The 18,654-nt window shown below is 53.4% G+C and carries 17 protein-coding genes and 3 pseudogenes; 16 read left to right on the plus strand and 4 right to left on the minus strand.

Annotation, left to right across the window (positions count from 1 at the left end; all coding sequences use genetic code 11):
* Positions 1 to 217: 217 nt before the first annotated feature.
* From virB5 to J5274_RS28550, 8 genes are all read left to right on the plus strand, one after another.
* On the plus strand, positions 218 to 880 hold the full coding sequence (virB5, locus tag J5274_RS28515; RefSeq protein WP_209207814.1) for a pilin minor subunit VirB5: 663 nt from the start codon (positions 218 to 220) through the stop codon (positions 878 to 880).
* Between the two features lie 145 nt (positions 881 to 1,025).
* Positions 1,026 to 1,961: a type IV secretion system protein gene (locus tag J5274_RS28520; protein ID WP_142832341.1), complete on the plus strand. Its 936-nt coding sequence runs from the start codon at positions 1,026 to 1,028 to the stop codon at positions 1,959 to 1,961.
* Entirely contained in the window at positions 1,958 to 2,116 is a 159-nt protein-coding gene (locus tag J5274_RS28525; RefSeq protein WP_142832342.1) for a type IV secretion system lipoprotein VirB7, read from the plus strand. Before J5274_RS28520 ends, J5274_RS28525 begins: the two co-directional genes overlap by 4 nt.
* Complete coding sequence (locus tag J5274_RS28530) at positions 2,113 to 2,826, plus strand: type IV secretion system protein VirB8 (RefSeq protein WP_143123425.1); 714 nt, start codon at positions 2,113 to 2,115, stop codon at positions 2,824 to 2,826. The genes J5274_RS28525 and J5274_RS28530 overlap by 4 nt, the downstream gene beginning before the upstream one ends.
* The gene (virB9, locus tag J5274_RS28535; protein WP_142832344.1) at positions 2,823 to 3,704 is read left to right on the plus strand and encodes a P-type conjugative transfer protein VirB9; all 882 of its coding nucleotides are present in this window, start codon (positions 2,823 to 2,825) and stop codon (positions 3,702 to 3,704) included. Before J5274_RS28530 ends, virB9 begins: the two co-directional genes overlap by 4 nt.
* Positions 3,701 to 4,843, plus strand: a complete 1,143-nt coding sequence (virB10, locus tag J5274_RS28540; RefSeq protein ID WP_219276204.1) for a type IV secretion system protein VirB10 — start codon at positions 3,701 to 3,703, stop codon at positions 4,841 to 4,843. The genes virB9 and virB10 overlap by 4 nt, the downstream gene beginning before the upstream one ends.
* A 13-nt stretch (positions 4,844 to 4,856) precedes the next feature.
* Positions 4,857 to 5,897 (plus strand): P-type DNA transfer ATPase VirB11, encoded by a 1,041-nt coding sequence (gene virB11 / locus J5274_RS28545; RefSeq protein ID WP_142832346.1) that lies wholly within the window; start codon positions 4,857 to 4,859, stop codon positions 5,895 to 5,897.
* Positions 5,898 to 6,176: 279 nt separating this feature from the next.
* Positions 6,177 to 6,902 carry a response regulator gene (locus tag J5274_RS28550; protein ID WP_142832356.1) on the plus strand — a complete coding sequence of 242 codons (726 nt, stop codon included), beginning with the start codon at positions 6,177 to 6,179 and terminating at the stop codon, positions 6,900 to 6,902.
* Positions 6,903 to 6,922: 20 nt separating this feature from the next.
* Here the strand turns inward: J5274_RS28550 and J5274_RS28555 are convergent, their stop codons facing one another.
* Together J5274_RS28555 and J5274_RS28560 are read right to left on the minus strand one after the other, a co-directional pair.
* The gene (locus J5274_RS28555) at positions 6,923 to 7,528 is read right to left on the minus strand and encodes a VirC2 family conjugal transfer protein (RefSeq protein ID WP_219276206.1); all 606 of its coding nucleotides are present in this window, start codon (positions 7,526 to 7,528) and stop codon (positions 6,923 to 6,925) included.
* A 2-nt stretch (positions 7,529 to 7,530) separates the two neighbouring features.
* Positions 7,531 to 8,226 carry a conjugal transfer ATPase VirC1 gene (locus tag J5274_RS28560; RefSeq protein WP_142832348.1) on the minus strand — a complete coding sequence of 232 codons (696 nt, stop codon included), beginning with the start codon at positions 8,224 to 8,226 and terminating at the stop codon, positions 7,531 to 7,533.
* 422 nt (positions 8,227 to 8,648) lie between these two features.
* Between J5274_RS28560 and J5274_RS28565 the strand changes: the two genes are divergently transcribed.
* From J5274_RS28565 to J5274_RS28575, 3 genes are all read left to right on the plus strand, one after another.
* The gene (locus J5274_RS28565; protein WP_142832349.1) at positions 8,649 to 8,843 is read left to right on the plus strand and encodes a hypothetical protein; all 195 of its coding nucleotides are present in this window, start codon (positions 8,649 to 8,651) and stop codon (positions 8,841 to 8,843) included.
* 7 nt (positions 8,844 to 8,850) lie between these two features.
* Positions 8,851 to 10,353 (plus strand): VirE2 family protein, encoded by a 1,503-nt coding sequence (locus J5274_RS28570; protein ID WP_219276208.1) that lies wholly within the window; start codon positions 8,851 to 8,853, stop codon positions 10,351 to 10,353.
* 132 nt (positions 10,354 to 10,485) lie between these two features.
* Entirely contained in the window at positions 10,486 to 12,246 is a 1,761-nt protein-coding gene (locus J5274_RS28575; protein ID WP_219276209.1) for a hypothetical protein, read from the plus strand.
* Here the strand turns inward: J5274_RS28575 and J5274_RS28580 are convergent.
* Positions 12,243 to 12,701 carry a hypothetical protein gene (locus J5274_RS28580; RefSeq protein WP_219276212.1) on the minus strand — a complete coding sequence of 153 codons (459 nt, stop codon included), beginning with the start codon at positions 12,699 to 12,701 and terminating at the stop codon, positions 12,243 to 12,245. The genes J5274_RS28575 and J5274_RS28580 overlap by 4 nt on opposite strands.
* Between J5274_RS28580 and J5274_RS28585 the strand changes: the two are divergent.
* The 5 genes and pseudogenes from J5274_RS28585 to J5274_RS28605 all read left to right on the plus strand — a co-directional run.
* A pseudogene (locus J5274_RS28585) lies at positions 12,701 to 12,907 on the plus strand (SDR family oxidoreductase); the annotation flags it as partial. The gene J5274_RS28580 and the pseudogene J5274_RS28585 overlap by 1 nt on opposite strands.
* Before the next feature lie 270 nt (positions 12,908 to 13,177).
* A complete protein-coding gene (locus J5274_RS28590) occupies positions 13,178 to 14,041 on the plus strand; it encodes an IS110 family transposase (RefSeq protein WP_219276213.1) in 864 nt (287 codons plus the stop codon).
* Between the two features lie 373 nt (positions 14,042 to 14,414).
* A pseudogene (locus tag J5274_RS28595) lies at positions 14,415 to 14,872 on the plus strand (helix-turn-helix domain-containing protein); the annotation flags it as partial.
* A gap of 544 nt (positions 14,873 to 15,416) precedes the next feature.
* Positions 15,417 to 16,676 (plus strand): group II intron reverse transcriptase/maturase, encoded by a 1,260-nt coding sequence (gene ltrA, locus J5274_RS28600; RefSeq protein WP_219276216.1) that lies wholly within the window; start codon positions 15,417 to 15,419, stop codon positions 16,674 to 16,676.
* Positions 16,677 to 16,756: 80 nt separating this feature from the next.
* A pseudogene (locus J5274_RS28605) lies at positions 16,757 to 17,245 on the plus strand (IS630 family transposase); the annotation flags it as partial.
* Positions 17,246 to 17,439: 194 nt separating this feature from the next.
* On the opposite strand, the gene J5274_RS28610 reads toward J5274_RS28605, so the two are convergent.
* Positions 17,440 to 18,627: an IS701 family transposase gene (locus tag J5274_RS28610; protein ID WP_219276121.1), complete on the minus strand. Its 1,188-nt coding sequence runs from the start codon at positions 18,625 to 18,627 to the stop codon at positions 17,440 to 17,442.
* Between the last annotated feature and the right edge of the window lie 27 nt (positions 18,628 to 18,654).

Below are 18,654 nucleotides of genomic sequence, written 5' to 3' on the forward strand. Positions count from 1 at the left end.
GCCTCCGTCAACCGCTGTCACATCGGTTGCATTCCTTTGGCATCGTCCGGGTCGAGACACTCGTCCGGGAGATGCAAACAAACCGATATAAACGCCCGGCCGTTCGGGCACTGCACACCAACAACGATGCAGTGAGAGGTCCAAGGCATCAAATCCATCCATCGCGCTTTTCCAGATTGGCATCGGCGTGAGATGTGGTGACGAAAGGATACATGTTATGAAAACTGCACAATTTGGCTTAACAGTTCTTGTCGCGTCTCTGCTGATATCCACTCCCACCAAGGCTCAGTTTGTTGTCAGCGATCCGGTAACCGAGAGTGAAACTCTAGCAACCGCATTGTCTACGGCCTCCAATCTTGAACAAATGATCACCATGGTCACGGTCTTGACGTCTGCTTTTGGCGTTGTGGGCTTGATGAGTGCCCTTGATCAAAAAAATCAGTATCCTTCGACAAATATGCTCGAAAAGCAGATGTTTTCTGCCGATGGAACTAACTCGGATGTTGCGCGCGCGATTACATCGGATAACGACCGGCAGGTGTCGGGCAGTGATGCAGAGGCCGACCTGCTGCGTGAGCAAATCACCGGTGCGGCAAATGCCATCGGCGTAGCCGCCGAAAATCTCGATGCGATGGACAAGCGGCTGGATGCCAACAGCAAGACCGCCGGCCAGCTTTCCCGGTCACGCAACATCATGCAAGCGACGGTTTTAAACGGGTTGCTTCTCAAGCACATACACGATGCAATTATTCAGAATGTTCAGGCCACGAACCTCCTGACGATGACGACTGCGCAGTCTGGCCTTCACGAAGCCGAAGAAGCTGCTGTTCAGCGAGACGAACACCAAAAAACTGCGCGGATTTTCTCGCCTCTTTATTAAAATCATGGCGAGCTAACCATGACCTTCAGAGTTCATTTGGCTCACTCTGACCCTGACTCCAAGCAAAAAGCATTCTTCAGCATCGGACCGAAAAGTGGGAATCGGTTTTCGGTCCGATGCTCTCTCAGAACGACAGGAGGGAAAGATGGCTGTGAATGTTTCTTTGAGCATTCCTGCTCCATTCACTGCGATACACACAGTATTCGACACAGCGTTCACTGTGGGGCTTAACACCTTGCTGGATGACATACAAAACGCGGTCAGTGCTCCTCTGTTAGCCTGCGTCACGCTTTGGATCATGGTTCAAGGCGTTCTGGTGATACGTGGCGAGATTGATGCGCGCAACGGCATCACCCGTGTCATCATGGTTTCGATAGTGGTGTCCCTTGTTCTCAAGCAAGCAGATTATCACCAATACGTGGCTGCATTTTTCGAAGATACAATTCCACAATTCGTTGAAAAATTTAGTGCATCCGACCTGCCTTTGGAGACAATTCCCGCGCAGCTGGATGGAGTATTCGCCATAGCACAGGCGGCCTTCCAGAAAATCGCATCGGAAATAGGCCCACAGAACGAGCAGGACATTCTGGCATTCCAGGGCGCACAGTGGATTTTTTATGGAACACTCTGGGTAGCGTTCGGCACCTACGATGCCGTGGGGATCCTTACCAAGGTTCTTCTCGCGATCGGGCCGCTGGTGCTCGTCGGTTATCTTTTTGATCGCACACGGGATATTGCGGCAAAATGGATCGGCCAACTCATCACTTACGGAATACTTCTTCTTCTGCTGAACATCGTCGCAACAATCGTAATTCTAACAGAAGCTGGCGGGCTGGCGCTAATCCTGACCGTAGTCATCACCGCCGGGACCACTGCCGCAAAGATCATTGGTCTTTACGAGCTGGACATGTTCTTTCTAACGGGCAACGCCCTTATTCTGGCCCTTCCTGCAATCGCGGGGAATATTGGCGGTAGCTACTGGAGCGGCGGTGGACAGAGCGCAAACAGCCTCAGTCGCCGTATTACGCAAACCAATCGAGTCACAGCAAATCCACGATCCGCCAATGGAGGGAGTCGATGAAGTATTTCCTAGTGATATTAAGCCTTTGTCTGGCTTCATGTCAGACAAACGACAAACTGGCATCGTGCAGCGGGCCGATCTTTTCTTTGAACACAGGGCGATGGCAACCCTCTCCCGCTGATCTCAAGCCTACCGATGCGGGAATTACACCATGAAAGATGCCGAATACGCGCTTCTGGTACAACGCGAGTCCCTGGCTGAACACTATAAGCAAGTTGAGGCCTTTCAAACTGCGCGCGCCAAATCAGCCAGACGTATTTCCAAGGTTTTTGTCGCCATTGCTTGCCTGGCGATTTTAGGGAACGTCGCACAGGCTGTCACGATTTCTGTTATGGTTCCCCTTTCAAGGCTTGTTCCGGTTTACCTGTGGGTGCGGCCAGACGGAACGATCGACAGTGAGGTTTCGGTTTCCCAGTTGCCTGCTACTCAGGAGCAGGCAGTCGTGAACGCATCGCTCTGGGAATATGTCCGCTTGCGTGAGAGCTTCACGGTGGATACCGCACAGTACTCCTACGATCTCGTGTCTGCACTCAGCGCGCCAAACGTGCGGCAGGAATATCAACAATTTTTCAACTATCCCAATCCGGCTTCGCCGCAAGTGACGATCGGAAAACGCGGTAAGGCCGAGGTCGAGCACATCGCCTCCACCGACATCATATCGGGCGTTCAGCAGATCCGCTACAAGCGAACCCTGGTTTTTGATGGCAAGGCATCAATCATCACAACCTGGACTGCAACGATACGCTACGAAAAGACAACCAGTCTTCCAGGACGAATGAGGCTGACCAATCCGGGTGGCTTGATGGTCACATCCTATCAGGCCTCGGAGGATACAGTTTCGAACACGGGACGTAGTCAACCATGATCTCCAAGATTTTTACCATATTCTGGTGGTTTCTCATCGTTTTGTCGGCCAGTGCTTATGCGGAAGACACCCCCACAGCAGGCAGGCTTGATCCGCGCATGCGATCTCTGGCCTATAGTCCCGATCAGGTCGTGCGCCTGTCCACGGCAGTCGGAGCGACACTGGTCGTGACTTTTGCAGCCAATGAAACCGTTACTGCCGTAGCGGTGTCGGATAGCAAGGATCTGGCAGCGCTGCCGCGTGGAAACTATCTTTTCTTCAAGGCGAGCAAGGTGCTGTCGCCGCAGCCTGTTATTGTCCTGACTGCGGGAGAGGCGGGAAGCCGACGTTATGTTTTCAGTATTTCGAGCCGAACAATGGCGCGCCTGGATAAGGATCAGGCGGATCTTTACTACAGTGTGCAGTTTGCCTATCCCTCCGACGTTGCTGCGGCACAGCGAAGGCAAGCCGAACAGAAAGCGGCATCCGACCGCATGAAGGCGCAAGAGCAATATCAACAGAGCGCGCAGAGTTTGTTGAACCGGCCATTCGGCACGGAAGCTTCCCAAACAAGCAACTGGCATTATGTTGCACAGGGTGATCACTCCCTGCTGCCGCTGGAGGTTTTCGATAACGGGTTCAGCACCGTGTTCCGCTTTCCGGGCAATACCCGCATACCGTCGATCTATTCTGTCAACCCGGACGGAAAGGAAGCCGTAGCAAACTACGCCGTAAAGGGCGACTATGTGGAAATCGCATCCGTTTCACGCGGTTGGCGCCTGCGAGACGGCCACACGGTGCTGTGCATCTGGAACACGGCATATGATCCGATCGGGCGCAAGTCGGGCACCGGTACAGTCAGGCCTGACGTTGCTCGCGTCTTCAAGGAGGCGCGATGATGGATGTGCAACCGCCACACGACGTAGATGCATCTGGATCGATTGTCTCCGATCCCCATCGGAAGCGTCTCTCCGGGTCTCAGAAACTCCTCGTTGCGACTGCGGTCCTGTTAATATCCTTCGCGCTCATCTGGCTTGGCGCATACTCGAAAAAGAAGACTGATGCCTCCTCTCGAGAGAGCATGATCGATGCCAACACAAAGCCATTTCGCCCCGCGCCGATCGATGTGCCCTATAAGACTGTCACCCCACCGCCTCCACAACAGACAAACGATGTGTTGCCTGCTCCGCGCGCCCAAGAACGCCATGAGGTGCGTCCAGAGGAAACGCCGATATTTGCTTATAGCGGCGGCGAGCAGAACAGTGTGAGCAATACTTCTTCTGAAGACGAGCATGGGCGTGACAGGGCAGGGGCTGACATACGGGAGGAAGAGCCTCCTGCTGAAAACGATCTTTCAATCCGCATGAAGCCGACTGTATTGCAGCCAAGTCAGGCCGCGCGTTTGCCTCATCCGGATTTCCTGATAACGCAGGGAAACATCATACCCTGCATTCTTCAGACAGCAATTGATACCAATCTGGCCGGCTATGTTAAATGCGTGTTGCCCCAGGACATTCGTGGAGCAACCGGCAATGTGGTCCTTCTTGACCGCGGCACGACTGTTGTGGGAGAAATTCAACGCGGCCTGCAGCAGGGTGATGAGCGCGTTTTCGTGCTATGGACCCGCGCTGAAACGCCAGGACATGCAGTCATCACACTTTCCTCGCCGGGTACGGACGAGCTTGGCCGCGCAGGCTTACCTGGCAAGGTCGATAATCATTTCTGGCAGCGGTTTGGCGGCGCAATTCTGCTAAGCCTGGTGGAAGGTGCGTTCCAAGCTTCAACCAGCCTCGCAACCCATTCCGGCGATGGCACGAGTTTCAATAACTTTCAAAACAATGGTGAGCAAGTCGCCAACACTGCGCTGAAGTCCACTATTAACATTCCTTCGACCTTAAAGAAGAACCAAGGCGACACCGTATCCATATTCGTCGCACGGGACCTGGATTTCTCAAGCATATATCAGCTGCGAGTGATTGGAGGCGTGGCAAATGCACGGCCTGAGCACCTGCCTTCACACCGTCTTAACCGCAAGTGAACTGGAGACCAGAATGCACACTGAGGCAGACCCACAATTACGCTTTCTCCTGAGCCCGGTTTTGGAATGGCTTGACGACCCCTTAACGGAAGAGGTTGCGATCAATCGACCCGGAGAAGCCTTCGTGCGCCAGTCGGGAGTATTTGCCAAGCATCCCCTTGCTCTCACTTACGATGACCTTGAGGATATCGCCATTTTGGCCGGTGCATTACGCAAGCAAGACGTGGGGCCAAGGAATCCCCTGTGTTCTACCGAACTTCCCAATGGCGAACGGCTACAGATATGCCTGCCGCCGACGGTTCCGTCCGGAACTCTGAGTTTAACGATACGTCGCCCAGGCTCGCGGGTTTCGGCCTTGAATGAGGTTTCGTCACGCTATGACGTCTCGCGTTGGAACCAGTGGCATACGCGCACGCTTGGTCAGCAGCATAAAGATCAAAAGATTTTGTCTCACTACGATACGGGAGATCTGGAAGCCTTTCTGCATGAATGCGTAACAGGTCGGCTTACTATACTGCTTTGCGGACCGACGGGCAGTGGGAAGACGACGATGAGTAAGACGTTGATCGGAGCTATTCCTCCCCATGAAAGGTTGATCACCATTGAAGATACTCTTGAACTAACAATCCCTCACGAAAATCACGTGCGGCTGCTTTATTCCAAAAACGGTGCAGGGCTAGGAGCGATTACTGCCGAGCACCTCTTGCAGGCAAGCCTGCGGATGCGACCGGACAGGATTTTGCTCGGAGAGATGCGTGATGACGCAGCCTGGGCTTATCTGAGTGAAGTTGTTTCAGGACATCCAGGTTCGATTTCGACAATTCATGGTGCAAATCCCGTTCAAGGGTTCAAGAAATTGTTTTCGCTGGTCAAGGCTAGCCCGCAGGGCGCGGCTTTGGAAGATCGCACGCTGATGGATATGCTCTCGGCTGTCATTGATGTCATCGTGCCCTTTCGTTCGCACAACGACACGTTTGAAGTCGGAGAGATATGGCTGGCAGCTGATGCGCGCAGGCGAGGAGAAACCGTAGCCGATCTTCTTGTGCAGCACTGAAGCTAAGCAATGCTAAAGAAACGAATTTGTTGAGAGAGGCCGGTGGTCTCCGTCTACGAGTACGGAACCTCATTAGGATGTTGACGATGGTTCCATGCGACGAAAGGCTAATGCCACTGCCGTTATTTCGCCATGAAAGACCAGGAATTTACCGCGAATAAATGCAGGGAGGGTCGTCTAGCAAGCATTAAATGATCATAAATGAGATGGCAATAGGTGCGGGAGCAATTCTTCAACAATAATTGCAGCACCCTGGAAACTTCATTGAAAGGTGATCTATTGAAACACGTTCTTATCATAGATGACGACGCCGCGATGCGTCACTTTATCATTGACTTTCTCAAGATGCATGCCTTTAGGGTGACGGCAGTTGGTGACAGCAATCACTTCAACCGCATTCTGAATTCCGACATGGTCGATATTGTCATCATCGATCTTAATCTTGGCCGTGAGGATGGATTGGAACTCGTTAGAAAACTCTCCGCAAGCTGCGATATCCCGATCATCATCATTAGTGGGGACAGGCTTGACGAAGCCGACAAAGTTGTCGCTCTGGAGCTTGGTGCAACAGACTTCATAGCCAAGCCATTTGGAACGCGGGAGTTCCTTGCCCGCATCCGTGCTGCGTTGCGCAGTCATAATGGCAATCACCGCTGTAAAGACCGGCGATGCTTCTACTTCAATGGATGGACGCTCAATCTGAAACAACGCCGTTTAACGTCTTCGAACCATCTCGAGATCAAGCTGACTTCGGGAGAATTCAATCTTCTTGTCGCTTTCTTGGAAAAGCCACGGGATGTTTTGTCCAGAGAGCAGCTATTGCTCGCGTGTCGCGTGCGAGAGGAAGAGGTATACGACCGTAGCATCGACGTTCTCATATTGCGGCTGCGCCGGAAGTTGGAGACAAACCCTGCTAATCCTTCGCTGGTGAAAACGGTTCGGGGTGCAGGGTACATGTTCGACGCGGATGTGGAAGTTTCCCAAGGCGGAGCGATGGCAGCCTGAAGCCATTCAGGAGAGGAGGATCAATGGTCCGTCCTCCTCTCCTGACTGAAAAAATGTGCCAGTGCCGCTGTCGCAAGCTTTCGGCCGAACGAGCGCCCTGTCTCAAGGCCCAGGGGATCAAAATAAGTGCGGGCTACTCGAACCAGCGGTATGGGAACCATGTGCGAGGTGCAAACGAGCACAGATTGTTCCACCTCGTTGCCAAGCACTGGATAGCTTTTCGCGGTGACACGAAAGGATCCGTTGGCAAGGAGTCCTTCGTAGTCTCGCAGCGCGCGCCGCATAATCATCTGTAGTGACTTTTTCATAGAATATTGCTGCCTCAACCTGTCGAATATTGGCGATACCCCCTGTGCCGGCACGAAAGCCGACAAGAATATTTGTATTTTCCCGCCCCCGCCAAAATCAGCCGCACTGTTAGTTGACGCAAGCCGCTTTGGGGAGCGCGTCCGAAGCGTCTTTTGGGATGTTGTGCCCTGCAATGTATTTCCACGATGGTCCGCATCAGTATTGTTCACGAAGGAAACGACAGGCAGAATTGCTTTGCCGGGATCGCCGTCAATGATCCTCGAAGCAGCAAGGCGTCTCGCTTCGGAGGGGGACAACACGGGTTTGCGAATTCCCATAGTCAACCCTCCAGAACCTGTACAACAAGTCTGGAAAGATCCAGAAGTTCTTGCATTGCGGTCCGAATATTGCGTTCAATCAAGCGCATCGTCGGATCGGCCTCCAAAGTGCGGAGCGTCAAATGGAGCATGCCGCGCTCCTTCATCGCTGCGAAAGCATCTCTCTCATACAATGGTGCGGCAAGAACCGGAAGACTTTCCAGCATATCCGACATCGCGCGTTGCGACGTCGTGAGGCGTCCAACCGGCATGCGCTGAATGAGCACCGCTGTCGGAATCGTAATTTTTTCGCTTATCAACAACTCAATAACATAGCGATAGGTCGCGAGCGCTTCATCGACATCCAGCGGTGTTAACATGGTGGGAATAAGCAGGAAATTCGAGCTCGCAATAATTGTGTTGTTCAATTCGCTGGAGCCACCATGGGTGTCGGCCAAGGCGTAGTCGAAATTGCGACGCTCTGCATGTTCATACGCCTCCTCAAGAAGAGTCATCTCGTCGGCAATGAATATTTCACATGCAGGATCCCATGTATTGCTCCGCAGCGCGTTGTCTCTCCAGCGGCTGAGTGGCCTGTTTTCGTCCGCTTCCAGCAAAGCTACGCTTTTACCGGCGCTGGCAAAGGCGGCACACAACCCCATGAGCGCCGTCGTTTTTCCCGCTCCTCCTTTAAATGAACAACATGTAATAAGCTTCATTTCCTTCCCTCACCTTCGTTATTCTGAGGTAGCCTAGATTTTTCAACCGCTAATATCCCAGGTGTGTGTCGCTCTTATTTCGGAACGATTGCTTTTGTATTTCATCTGTAGCTTGAATTTTGTTTTTATAGTCTTTCGAGCTTAGAAAAATTTAAAATTGTATCCTATATTATTTGACGTCTCTCGTGATGCATCAGGTGCCTCTGGATCGGATCATCGCGCTAGAGCGGCGACACCTGCACACGCTGGATGCATCAAAATGACATGCGGCAGCATAATCGACCAGTAACAGAGAATATGATCTGTTACATTTGAAGTCATTTAAAAATTTAAAACATCAAAAAATAGGATATAATCTGAAAATCAGCTCATTTTTGTTATTATTACATCAGTAGGTGTAATGAAGCCCAAGGAGATCCAAATTGAAATTCAACCTTAGTGACAACGATGTTTTATTAAATCGTCCAAGCGGCACAGAAACAGATAACACTATCTTGAGTGATGATTTGGATGAAGAAGAAAGCGGATTTTCTGAGGAAGACCGTGAAATGATTCGGCTTGAAAAATTTATTCGTCGGTGCCCCGTCCCGTCTGACAACTCCAACAAGCAAGGGTGATAAAGCTATGCCGATCTCCCAAAACCCTGAGGATGATATCGAGGCAAGTGGCCGGAAGCGCTTCAAGCTAGGGATTGTCAAAACTGAAGATGATCATGAAATGCCCGACGCACCCTCAAGTTCGTCCTTCGGGAATGTCACAGATCCTAAAGTTGTCGATGCAAATCTCAAATTTGCCTTAGATGCGCCCTTGCCAGACAGCGGTAGGCGTGACGATGAGTATATCCTGGTGAATAAGGCTGCTCCTGGCAAATTCGTCGGAACAGCCAAGGGCAGTCTTGCGACTATGCCGACACCGGGTGAATTCGACGCTAGCTGCCGCCTCTATCGAGACAAGGCCGGAAATTACTACCCGGCACCCTTGGCATTTAACAAGATCGAAGTTCCTGATGGGCTAAGCAATAGCGAGCGTTGGAAATCAAGGTTGGCGATCTGGAACCGAGAACACGATGCTATGGGCATCACAGGCAGAAAGATCTTTTATGAAGCCGACAAGAGCGTAGCTCTTGATAAAAATTACAAGATAAAGAACCCGGAAGACCGGTTTATTCAAACGTCGGATGGGCCCAGAGAAGTCGAGAAGAGATATCAACACCCATTTCAAGCCGGTTCAGAACTGCCGGATATCATGATCAAAACCAAGCAGAATGTGGTACATTTTGTAAATCGGTTCAGCGGAGACAAGTTTACTGGCAAAACCTTCTCTGAATTTGAAAGTCACATCAAGCAGGCGCTCGGACCAGAAACTGAAATAAAGCTGCGGTCCGTTTCCGGCATTATGCATGACTCAAACTATCTTGAGGCTTGGGAAGCAGGCAAAGCCGACATCCGATTCGGGCAGTTTGCAGGAGAGAACCGTGCCCACAATAGGGAGTTACCGCTTGCTGTTGTCAATATCGGCAGGGTCAATGACGGGAAGGGAGGGATGACGCCAGATCGCTACATCAGCGTCAAGTTTTTGATGGAAAGCGCTCCCGGCTCCCCCTGGGCAGAGGCATTGAAAAAAGGTGAGTATTGGGACCGGGTCCAACTTCTTGCGCGCGATGGAAACCATTATATGGCGCCTGGCAAGGTTCACTATGCGGATCCCAAATATTGTGAGAAGGCACTGGAGCAGGTCAATCTGCCACGCTCAATGGCTCTACAAAGCAAAAGCCTGGAGACGCAGATCGAAGAAAACCACTTGAAGCCACCCGTGCTCGTCTCGATCGGTCCCCAATTGCACGATGCTCGCACCTTGAATGAAGAACACGGAAAATCAATTACGGAAAAGCATATCCTCGTGGCAGATCGGAATGACAAGGGGCAGCGAACGGGAAACTATACCAGCCTTCTGGAATATAAGCGTCAAAAGCAGAGATTGCCTGATGATGCTGCACAGGCCATCAGCATGAATGAGAATACTTATTCACTTGGGGCCACCAGACCTGAGCCAGCTCTTCGTCCTATTCGCGATAGCAGGCGAAACTTGGAAGAGCGGCCTCGCGGGTCGTCTATCAACAGTCTCTAACACACCAGTGTTATCCTGATTGCGGTGAAGCAGGGATGTTGTCTTCACACGAGGGGCAAGTTTTGCTTTTTTCCTCGTGTGGTCCCTCATCGGACGTTTCTCGAATCCACCTGTTCATGAAAGGGCTACGTCATGGTTAGTATAAGCAAAAAAGCTGTTCCGGGTCGCGCGTTGGGAAAGAGGCGATCTGCCAAGCGCGCCTTTGAGCAGAGGCAGGTGGCATTGGCGGTAGAACAAAAGGCAATTGACCTCCGCTCTCGTTTCGAGACATCTGGAAAGCAAGAAAGATACGCCGCCGACTTTCGGTTGATGGACCGACTCGATGGGCCTGTGGGCGAGATAAGCTATAAGCGCCTTGGAAACAAGCGGCTTTCAGTGGAAAAAGAGGGCGAATTGACCCGTGAGCACGGTATCGTGCGAAAAATCAGGACGGTTTTTCAGCGCAACCTTCATTCGGGGGCAATTGACCTAAAAACCTATCAAAGAAAAGGCTTCCGTGGCAGCAGCAGCTATGTCTTCGACGACAATGGGAAGTTACAGGCTAGGCAGAAGAAAGACTTGCGCGGACGCGTGCTGGAAGACTGGAAAAGAGAAGGCGGTCAGATGATCCGCACACGGTATGTCAACAAGCGACGTCTTGGAAGCGCATTGATCCGACCTGTTTCGGAGGAAATGAGTGCGCCCTACCGAAGTCGCGCTGACAACCGGCTTTATCGAAAACTCACTCGGCGAAAGGGAGGAAAGTCGGAGACTTTCGAGCGCGATGACAACGGCAATCTTGAACTCGTCAGCAGAAAAAGCTCCTTTTCGTCCATGAGGCAGATCAAAGCCGGGGACCGTAAAACATCCGAGACGTACAGTCGCAAGCTGGGGGGCGCATTCTCGAAGTCACATCGGTCCTTGCTTGACCATGACGGAAAGGAAGTTGCCCGTGATATATTGAGCCACAGGAGGCTGTTTAACAAGCGCTCGGCGGTATATGATTCAAACACCGGGATGCTGAAACGGGCAAAACATTCTTTCGGGAAGCTTTATAAGCATGAGGTCGACTACATCAACAAGGACGTAAAAAGAGAATCGCACACGTTCCTCGGGGTGACTGTCCAACGCAGATACAAGAATCTGAGCAAGCGTGAGTCGAATGATTGGCATTTGCGTGAGACGCAATTTGCCGAACACATGAAGACCTGGAACGAGCGTTTTGAAGAGGTTCTGAGACATCCAGCGGAAAAGGGGCGGACCGAAAGCGCTTTGGCCAACACTCCTTTGAATAAACCGACCGCACCCATTCAGGAATTTGTTCCACACACCAAAACGCCCGATTCTGCCGGTCTTGAACACGAAAAACTCGCTTCGTGGCCGATCCCCAAGACGTTCGATGCGCAATTGCTATTCGGTGAGCCATCACCCGCTCGAGATTCAAATTTGTTACAATCTACTGATGTTGGTAAGATTGCGCAGGAACACGAGTTGGCAAACATTCTGAAGTATCAGCCTTTGCCTGTTGTCTTTAACCCTCTGGAGGAAAAAAGCTTCGAGAGACATTTAACCGACAACCCTTCCGTAATGCCCAGGCCGATCCAACCAGACGATAATCTGGCAAAATCCACCACGACTGACGAGAAAAGCGCCACGGCTGAAGATCGATCGACATCTTCCTCTTTACATGGTGCTGGTGATCTCCAGGCTCTGTTTGGTGAACCGAGCATGTCAGAGCCACCAACACTGCGTTTCAACTTTAACACTGAGAGCAACACGATGTCGGAAACAGAAAAACAGGCTCTCCTGAGAGAAGTGGTCAATGCGCCGCTACCTCAATCTCTATCAGATGCAAGATCGGATATCCTTAACCGATCCGCTAATCGAGACAGAAGCGCCGCAAACTGTCGCTAGGATCGAAACAATGCGGGAAATTGGTCAGTAGGCAGACATGACGGGCTATTCTCCAACGGATAGACCAGTCCGATTTGGTTTCGGATCAGATCGAGAAGAGTCATGATATCGACTGATTGCTCAGGCGGAATCAGCGATGAGGAACCGGACCACCTTGCTAGCCGCTCCATCTCCTGCGCCTGGTATTGCATTCCGCGTCCGACGATCGGGCTGTCGAATTCCTCCAGGACGACATTCTGATGATCGACAACGCAGAAGGATGTGGGCGTATACCAACTGTCGTCTATCTCTATGCGTGCCTTCTTATCTAATACCTGCGCGGTGTTCGCCATGCCGATATCCAGCGCAGAGACCGTCGATGATACCGCCCCTGCGGAATGCTGCATGATCGTCACGACTTCGACGTCGACGCCTGTGTCCTTGAAGCGTGCCGTGGCAGAAACGGAGGTCGGCATTCCTCAGCCCGGGCTTTGTGGTGACGGAAGGTACCAAGACCGCCGGAATTGCCGGTTCGGATATGGAAACTGGCATCGTCGCGCAGACGCCCCTCGGTCGTGCTGGCGCTCCAGACGACATCGCCCAGGTAGTTGCGTTCCTCGCATCCGACGGTGCTGGGTTCCTGACGGGTGAAAATATCTTTGCGAGTGGCGGTTTGCGCTAACCACATTTCGTATCCGTAGTCGATCAACTCGCTGTCGGCTGCGGATCAACGTTCAATTTGTTGCGGCTTGGATCTTCCTTTGAGCAGGCACGGATCGAAGACAAGAACGGAAAATTCATAAAAGCCGTTCAATACACAGGGTATGTCACACCGGATGTCCTGTGTTTCGTGGTGTGGCAGCGGCTAATACATCCCATACATGAGGTTGCTGCTCCCCTCGGCTGATGAGAACATCCGCCTTGGTTTGCCGAAGACCTTAGGAGAGCAGCGATGCAATATTACGTTGGATTGGACGTCAGCCTCAAGAGCACACACATTTGCGTTATGGATCAAGATCGCCGAGTGGTGTGGCGCGGGAGCGCGGATACGCAGCCGTCGATGATCGCCGAGCGACTGAAGAGATGGAAAGACCATCTGGTGAAGGTCGGGCTTGAGACAGGGTCGCTAACGCCCTGGCTCTACCATGAACTGAAGAATCTTGGCTTTCCTATCATCTGCATGGATGCGCGGCGGGCGGCCGATGCCCTGAAGGCGCGGCCTGAGAAGACCGACAAGGGGGACGCGCAGGCACTTGCCGAGATGCTGGCGAGCGGCTGGTATCCTGCGGTACATGTGAAGACCATGGAAAGTCATCGGCTAAAGGCTTTGTTGGGCGCGCGTGAGCAACTCGTCAACGTCAAGCGCCAGCTTTATGGACAAGTTCGTGGGCTGCTGCGACCGTTCGGCATCAAGATCTCGGCTCGAGCCGGAGGTAAGCGGTTCGATGAGGAGGTGCGATCTTCCTGCAACCGACATGATGCTCTTTATATCGGGATTGCGGCACTTCTTGATACGCTTGCACGGGTTGAGGTGGAATTGGCCGGCCTGGATAAGAAGGTGCGGCAAATAACGGCCGCATCGAAGCCGTGCTGGCATCTGATGTCGGTGCCTGGCGTCGGACCGCTGACCTCCCTAGCCTTCGTGGCGACGGTGGAAGATCCGCGACGTTTTGGAAAAAGCCGATCCATCGGTTCTTACGTTGGCCTGACACCAAAAAGGTACCAGTCGGGCGATCGAGATGTGACAGGCTCGATCTCCAACAGGGCGACGATATGTTGCGGCACTATCTATATGAGGCAGCGGGTTGTCTCCTGACAACGGTGACCGCGCCGTCCACCTTGCGAAGCTGGGGGTTGAAGTTGGCAAAACGATTGGGCCCAAAGCGGGCGCGAACGGCGGTGGCACGCAAATTGGCCGTGCTGCTGCTTGGGCTTTGGAAGAGGGAAGATCATTTCCAAGCCGTGCCGAGCGGCAAAGCCTTTTAGAACCGTTTTTTTGAAGTTCGTTCGCGGATAAAGTCCTCAATGTCCATGAGGTGAAGCGACCGGACCGGGACGGACGAATGCGAGACAGTTGGATGCGGATCGAAGACCGCGTTTAGAGCGGTTCCCTGACTGATTGAATCTTTGGGGCTTTGCAAATCGGTCCGGGTCTGATTCAAGCTATCTGCCGATGGAGGTCGGCGGATATGTCAAAATTCCTTTCTGTCGATCTGCGCGTTCGTGTTGTTGCTGCGGTTTCTGCTGGTGCAACGCATCGAGAAGCCGCCGAACGTTTCGGTGTGAGTGCCGCAAGCGTCAGTCGCTGGCGAAATCTGCAACTGCGGCAGGGTGATGTGCGACCTGGCCCGCTTGGCGGGGATCGCAATTCCCGTAAAACCGAGGCGCATGGGGAACAGATCATGGCCTGGCTCGCCGAACACCGGGACGGAACCTTGTTTGAACTCCGCGACGCGTTGGCGGAGCAAGGCATCACGATCAGCAAGTCGGCTTTGCACCGCTTCCTTGTCCGGCACGGCCAGACGCGTAAAAAAAGACTGGCCACGCGATAGAGCAGAGCCGGCCCGATGTCTTGGAGCAGCGCCAGCGCTGGTTCGACGACCAATTGGATCTCGATCCCGCCAAGCTCGTCTTTATCGACGAAAGTGTGCTGCAGAGCAGCGAAAGGAGTTCAATATGAACTAGGACCGTGGCGTAAAGCTGCGTGAATGATGGGGGACGGCCCTCCGAGATCGGCTTTCAGGAGCAGGTCTCAAACCAGTCCGAGCTGCTGCGGTAAAGAGCCGTGGTGGTGAGCGTCGGATGAAACGTTCGGACAAGATCCGAGCAGGTGGATGTCCAAAAGACGAACGTGAGTGAACCCTCCGAGGACGCGTCGTTATGAACTTAGGCGTCGCCGAAACCAGGACCGTTTCGTCATCCTGGGACAAGTCCGTCGGGTGCCTGATGACTGGGCGGACGGCGACCGGCGTAGAGGGGGCGTGAGTTGGACATAGGCTTTCACGCGGAACTGCAGGAACCAGGCTCCTGATGCAAAGGGAGAAGCTCAAGCGGAGCAACCCGCAAGGCGAGAGTACTGATGCAGGAGACTGGGGCGGACCGATCCGTATGAGCGTTGAAGGCCCTGTAATGGGGCCGGAGCAAAGGGATCGGATCAGGTGGTCGTATTGTTTGGAACAACTGGAAACAGGATGACTTCGATAGGTACGACAGACAAGCCGTTTCGAATTGAGAAACGACAAGTGTACGAAGCTTACAAAGCGGTCAAAGCCAACCATGGTGCAGCCGGAGTAGATGGGCAGACCCTGGAGATATTTGAGAAAGATCTTGCAAGAAATCTCTACAAGATCTGGAATCGGATGTCTTCCGGGACTTACTTTCCGCCACCGGTGCGCGGCGTCTCCATTCCGAAGAAGACTGGAGGCGAAAGGGTGTTGGGTGTGCCCACCGTCGGCGATCGGATCGCGCAGATGGTGGTCAAGCAGATGATTGAGCCGGATCTGGAGCCTTTCTTTCTTCCGGACTCCTACGGTTACAGGCCGGGCAAATCGGCTCTGGATGCCGTTGGGGTGACGCGCCAGCGGTGCTGGAAGTATGATTGGGTTGTGGAATTCGACATCAAAGGACTGTTTGACAATCTTCCGCACGATCTCTTGCTGAAGGCGGTCAGAAAGCATGTCACGTGCAGGTGGGCTCTGCTCTACATCGAAAGATGGCTGACGGTGCCAATGGAAAAGAACGGAGAAGTCATTGAGCGAACACGTGGTACCCCGCAAGGGGGTGTGGTCAGCCCAATCCTATCGAATCTTTTCCTGCACTATGCATTCGACCTCTGGATGACACGGATGCATCCTGACCTTCAATGGTGCCGGTATGCGGATGATGGTCTTGTGCACTGCCGGAGTGAACAACAAGCCGAAGCCCTCAAGGCAGAGCTTGGTTCTCGGCTGGAAGTGTGCGGACTTCAGATGCATCCAACAAAGACCAAGATCATCTACTGCAAAGATCAAAGGCGTAGGGGGAAATACCCGAATGTCGTGTTCGACTTCCTCGGGTATCAGTTCCGGCCGCGACGTGTAGCAAACACGCAGCGAGACAAGTTCTTCTGCGGCTACACGCCTGCGGTTAGCCCCTCGGCACTCAAGTCGATGCGGTCGAAGATCAAAAGCTTGAACATCCCGCGGCAGACGCCGGGGACACTGGCCGAAATAGCCAAACAGCTCAATCCACTTCTTCGGGGATGGATTGCTTATTATGGCCGGTACAGTCGTTCTGACTTGTCCACTCTGGCTGATTACGTCAATCTGAAACTCAGGGCCTGGATCAGGCGGAAGTTCAAGCGCTTTCAGTCCCATAAGACACGCGCCAGTCTCTTCCTGCGAAAACTGGCACGGGCAAATCCGGGGCTGTTCGTGCATTGGAAGGCGTTCGGGACGAACACGTTTACCTGATGGGAGCGGTGTGAATCGAGAGGTTCACGCACCGTTCTGCGAGAGGCCGGCAGGTGAAATCCCTCCGGCCTACTCACCCCTGGACTGCGACGAACATGGCGCGCACCCATGGACGCTGTAGTAAGGGAGAGCGCCTGCGAATGGGCTTTCCTCACGGCCACCGCAAGACGACGACGCTGGTGGCGGGTTTGCGCAGCACAGGAATGGTTGCGCCGCTCGTGATCGACGGGCCGATAAACGGAGACTGGTTCGAGGCCTATGTCGCACAGGTGCTGGTTCCGACATTGAAGCCTGGCGATGTTGTCATCCTCGACAATCTTTCCAGCCACAAAAGGCCCGCTGCCCGCGCGTTGATCGAGACTGCCGGTGCACGCATGCTGTTCTTGCCGCCCTACAGCCCCGACTTCAACCCCATAGAAAAGGCGTTCTCAAAGCTGAAAGCACTCCTGCGCAAGGCGGCAGAACGCACTGTGGCAGGACTTTGGGACAGGATTGGAAAACTGATCGACCTCATCGAACCTCAAGAAGCCCGAAACTTCTTCACCTCCTGCGGATATGATCCAGAATGAAAGGGAAACGCTCTAATACTACAGTTGCGTTTGATGGCGTGTTTTGTAATGTGATGTCATTGCGGAAGCCTGATGGGTTCGTCGCCATAGTGACCACGCAAGGATGTGGCGAACCCTGATGGGCGGCGGCAGCAGTAGTCGTGTAATCAGATAGCGGATTTCTGCGACGGTCGGCAATAACGCGAGTGTGCGGGTCAGGCGGCGATTGGAGGATTTGGACTCCTTTCGTTCGGTTTGCCAGTAGCCGCGCGGCGTAGATCAGCGCCGAGCTTGGCGAGGAAAGCTGCGGCAGCCATGACAAGTGTCATGTGTCGGTTCCAGCCATGCCACGAGCGTGCTTCGCAATGATCCAGGCCGAGGTCATCCTTAGCGCGCTGAAAGCACTCCTCCACTGTCCATCGCAGCCCGGCGGCACCCGCCAACTCGCTCAGTTCTGTACCAGCACGCGCAAAGACAAAATAATAGGCGTGTGCGTCGGGTTCGCGCCGGTTGCGACGGATGAGAAGCCAACGTTCCCATTGCCCATCAGGACGAGAGCTCAAAGGAATACGTGCCCAATCGTAGAGCCGAAGGCCCTTGGCACCTTCTCCGGCTGCATGACTGGACCAGGCTCCCGCGTCTAGTTCCGCAGCCATTGTTTCCGGATCAGTTTGCTCGAAGTGTTGCTCACGGACAAAGCGCAGGCGATGATTGGAACGAACTGCCAGACAATACGGCTGGCCGCGGCCTTCCAGCATACGGCGTAACTTGGAATCCGATCCATAGAGTGCATCAGCCAACACCCATGCGCAAGGCACGCCAGCATCGAGCGCATCGGCAATGAGCTTGGCTGCAATGGTCGGCTTGGTCGCGAAGGCTTGCTGCTGTGGGATATGAGCCGCAGCACGACGCGCTTCGCTTTCGCTCCAGTCTTTGGGCAAATAAAGCTGCCGATCAATCAGGGTTTGACCAAAACGGCTTGCATAGGCAAGAAAGACGCCGACCTGGCAGTTCTCAATACGTCCAGCCGTGCCCGAATATTGTCGTGCGACGCCGACAGAGTGTGTGCCTTTTTTCAGGAATCCTGTTTCATCGACCACAAGGACGCCGTCCTCATCGCCAAGTGCCTCTGTTGCATACGTGCGAACGACGTCGCGCAACTTGTCGGCATCCCATTGGCTGCGCCCCAACAGCGATTGCATCCGATAGGGGCTCTCCAGCCCTGCCTGTTCGGCCATTAACCAGCCGGTCTTGCGCTCAACTCCAGACAACAAACCATCTAGGAAGGCACTCGCCGATGCCCGAAGTTCACGTCGACCAAAGACCGCGCCTAGCCGCTGCTTCAGTGTATCGAGTTCCTGCTGCCATGCCACCACTGAACCGGACCAACCCGCGACAGACATCGAAATCCCTCCCATCAAACATCGGAA

Origin of the sequence: Rhizobium sp. L51/94 (assembly GCF_019355555.1) — a bacterium.
Classification (GTDB): domain Bacteria; phylum Pseudomonadota; class Alphaproteobacteria; order Rhizobiales; family Rhizobiaceae; genus Rhizobium; species Rhizobium rhododendri.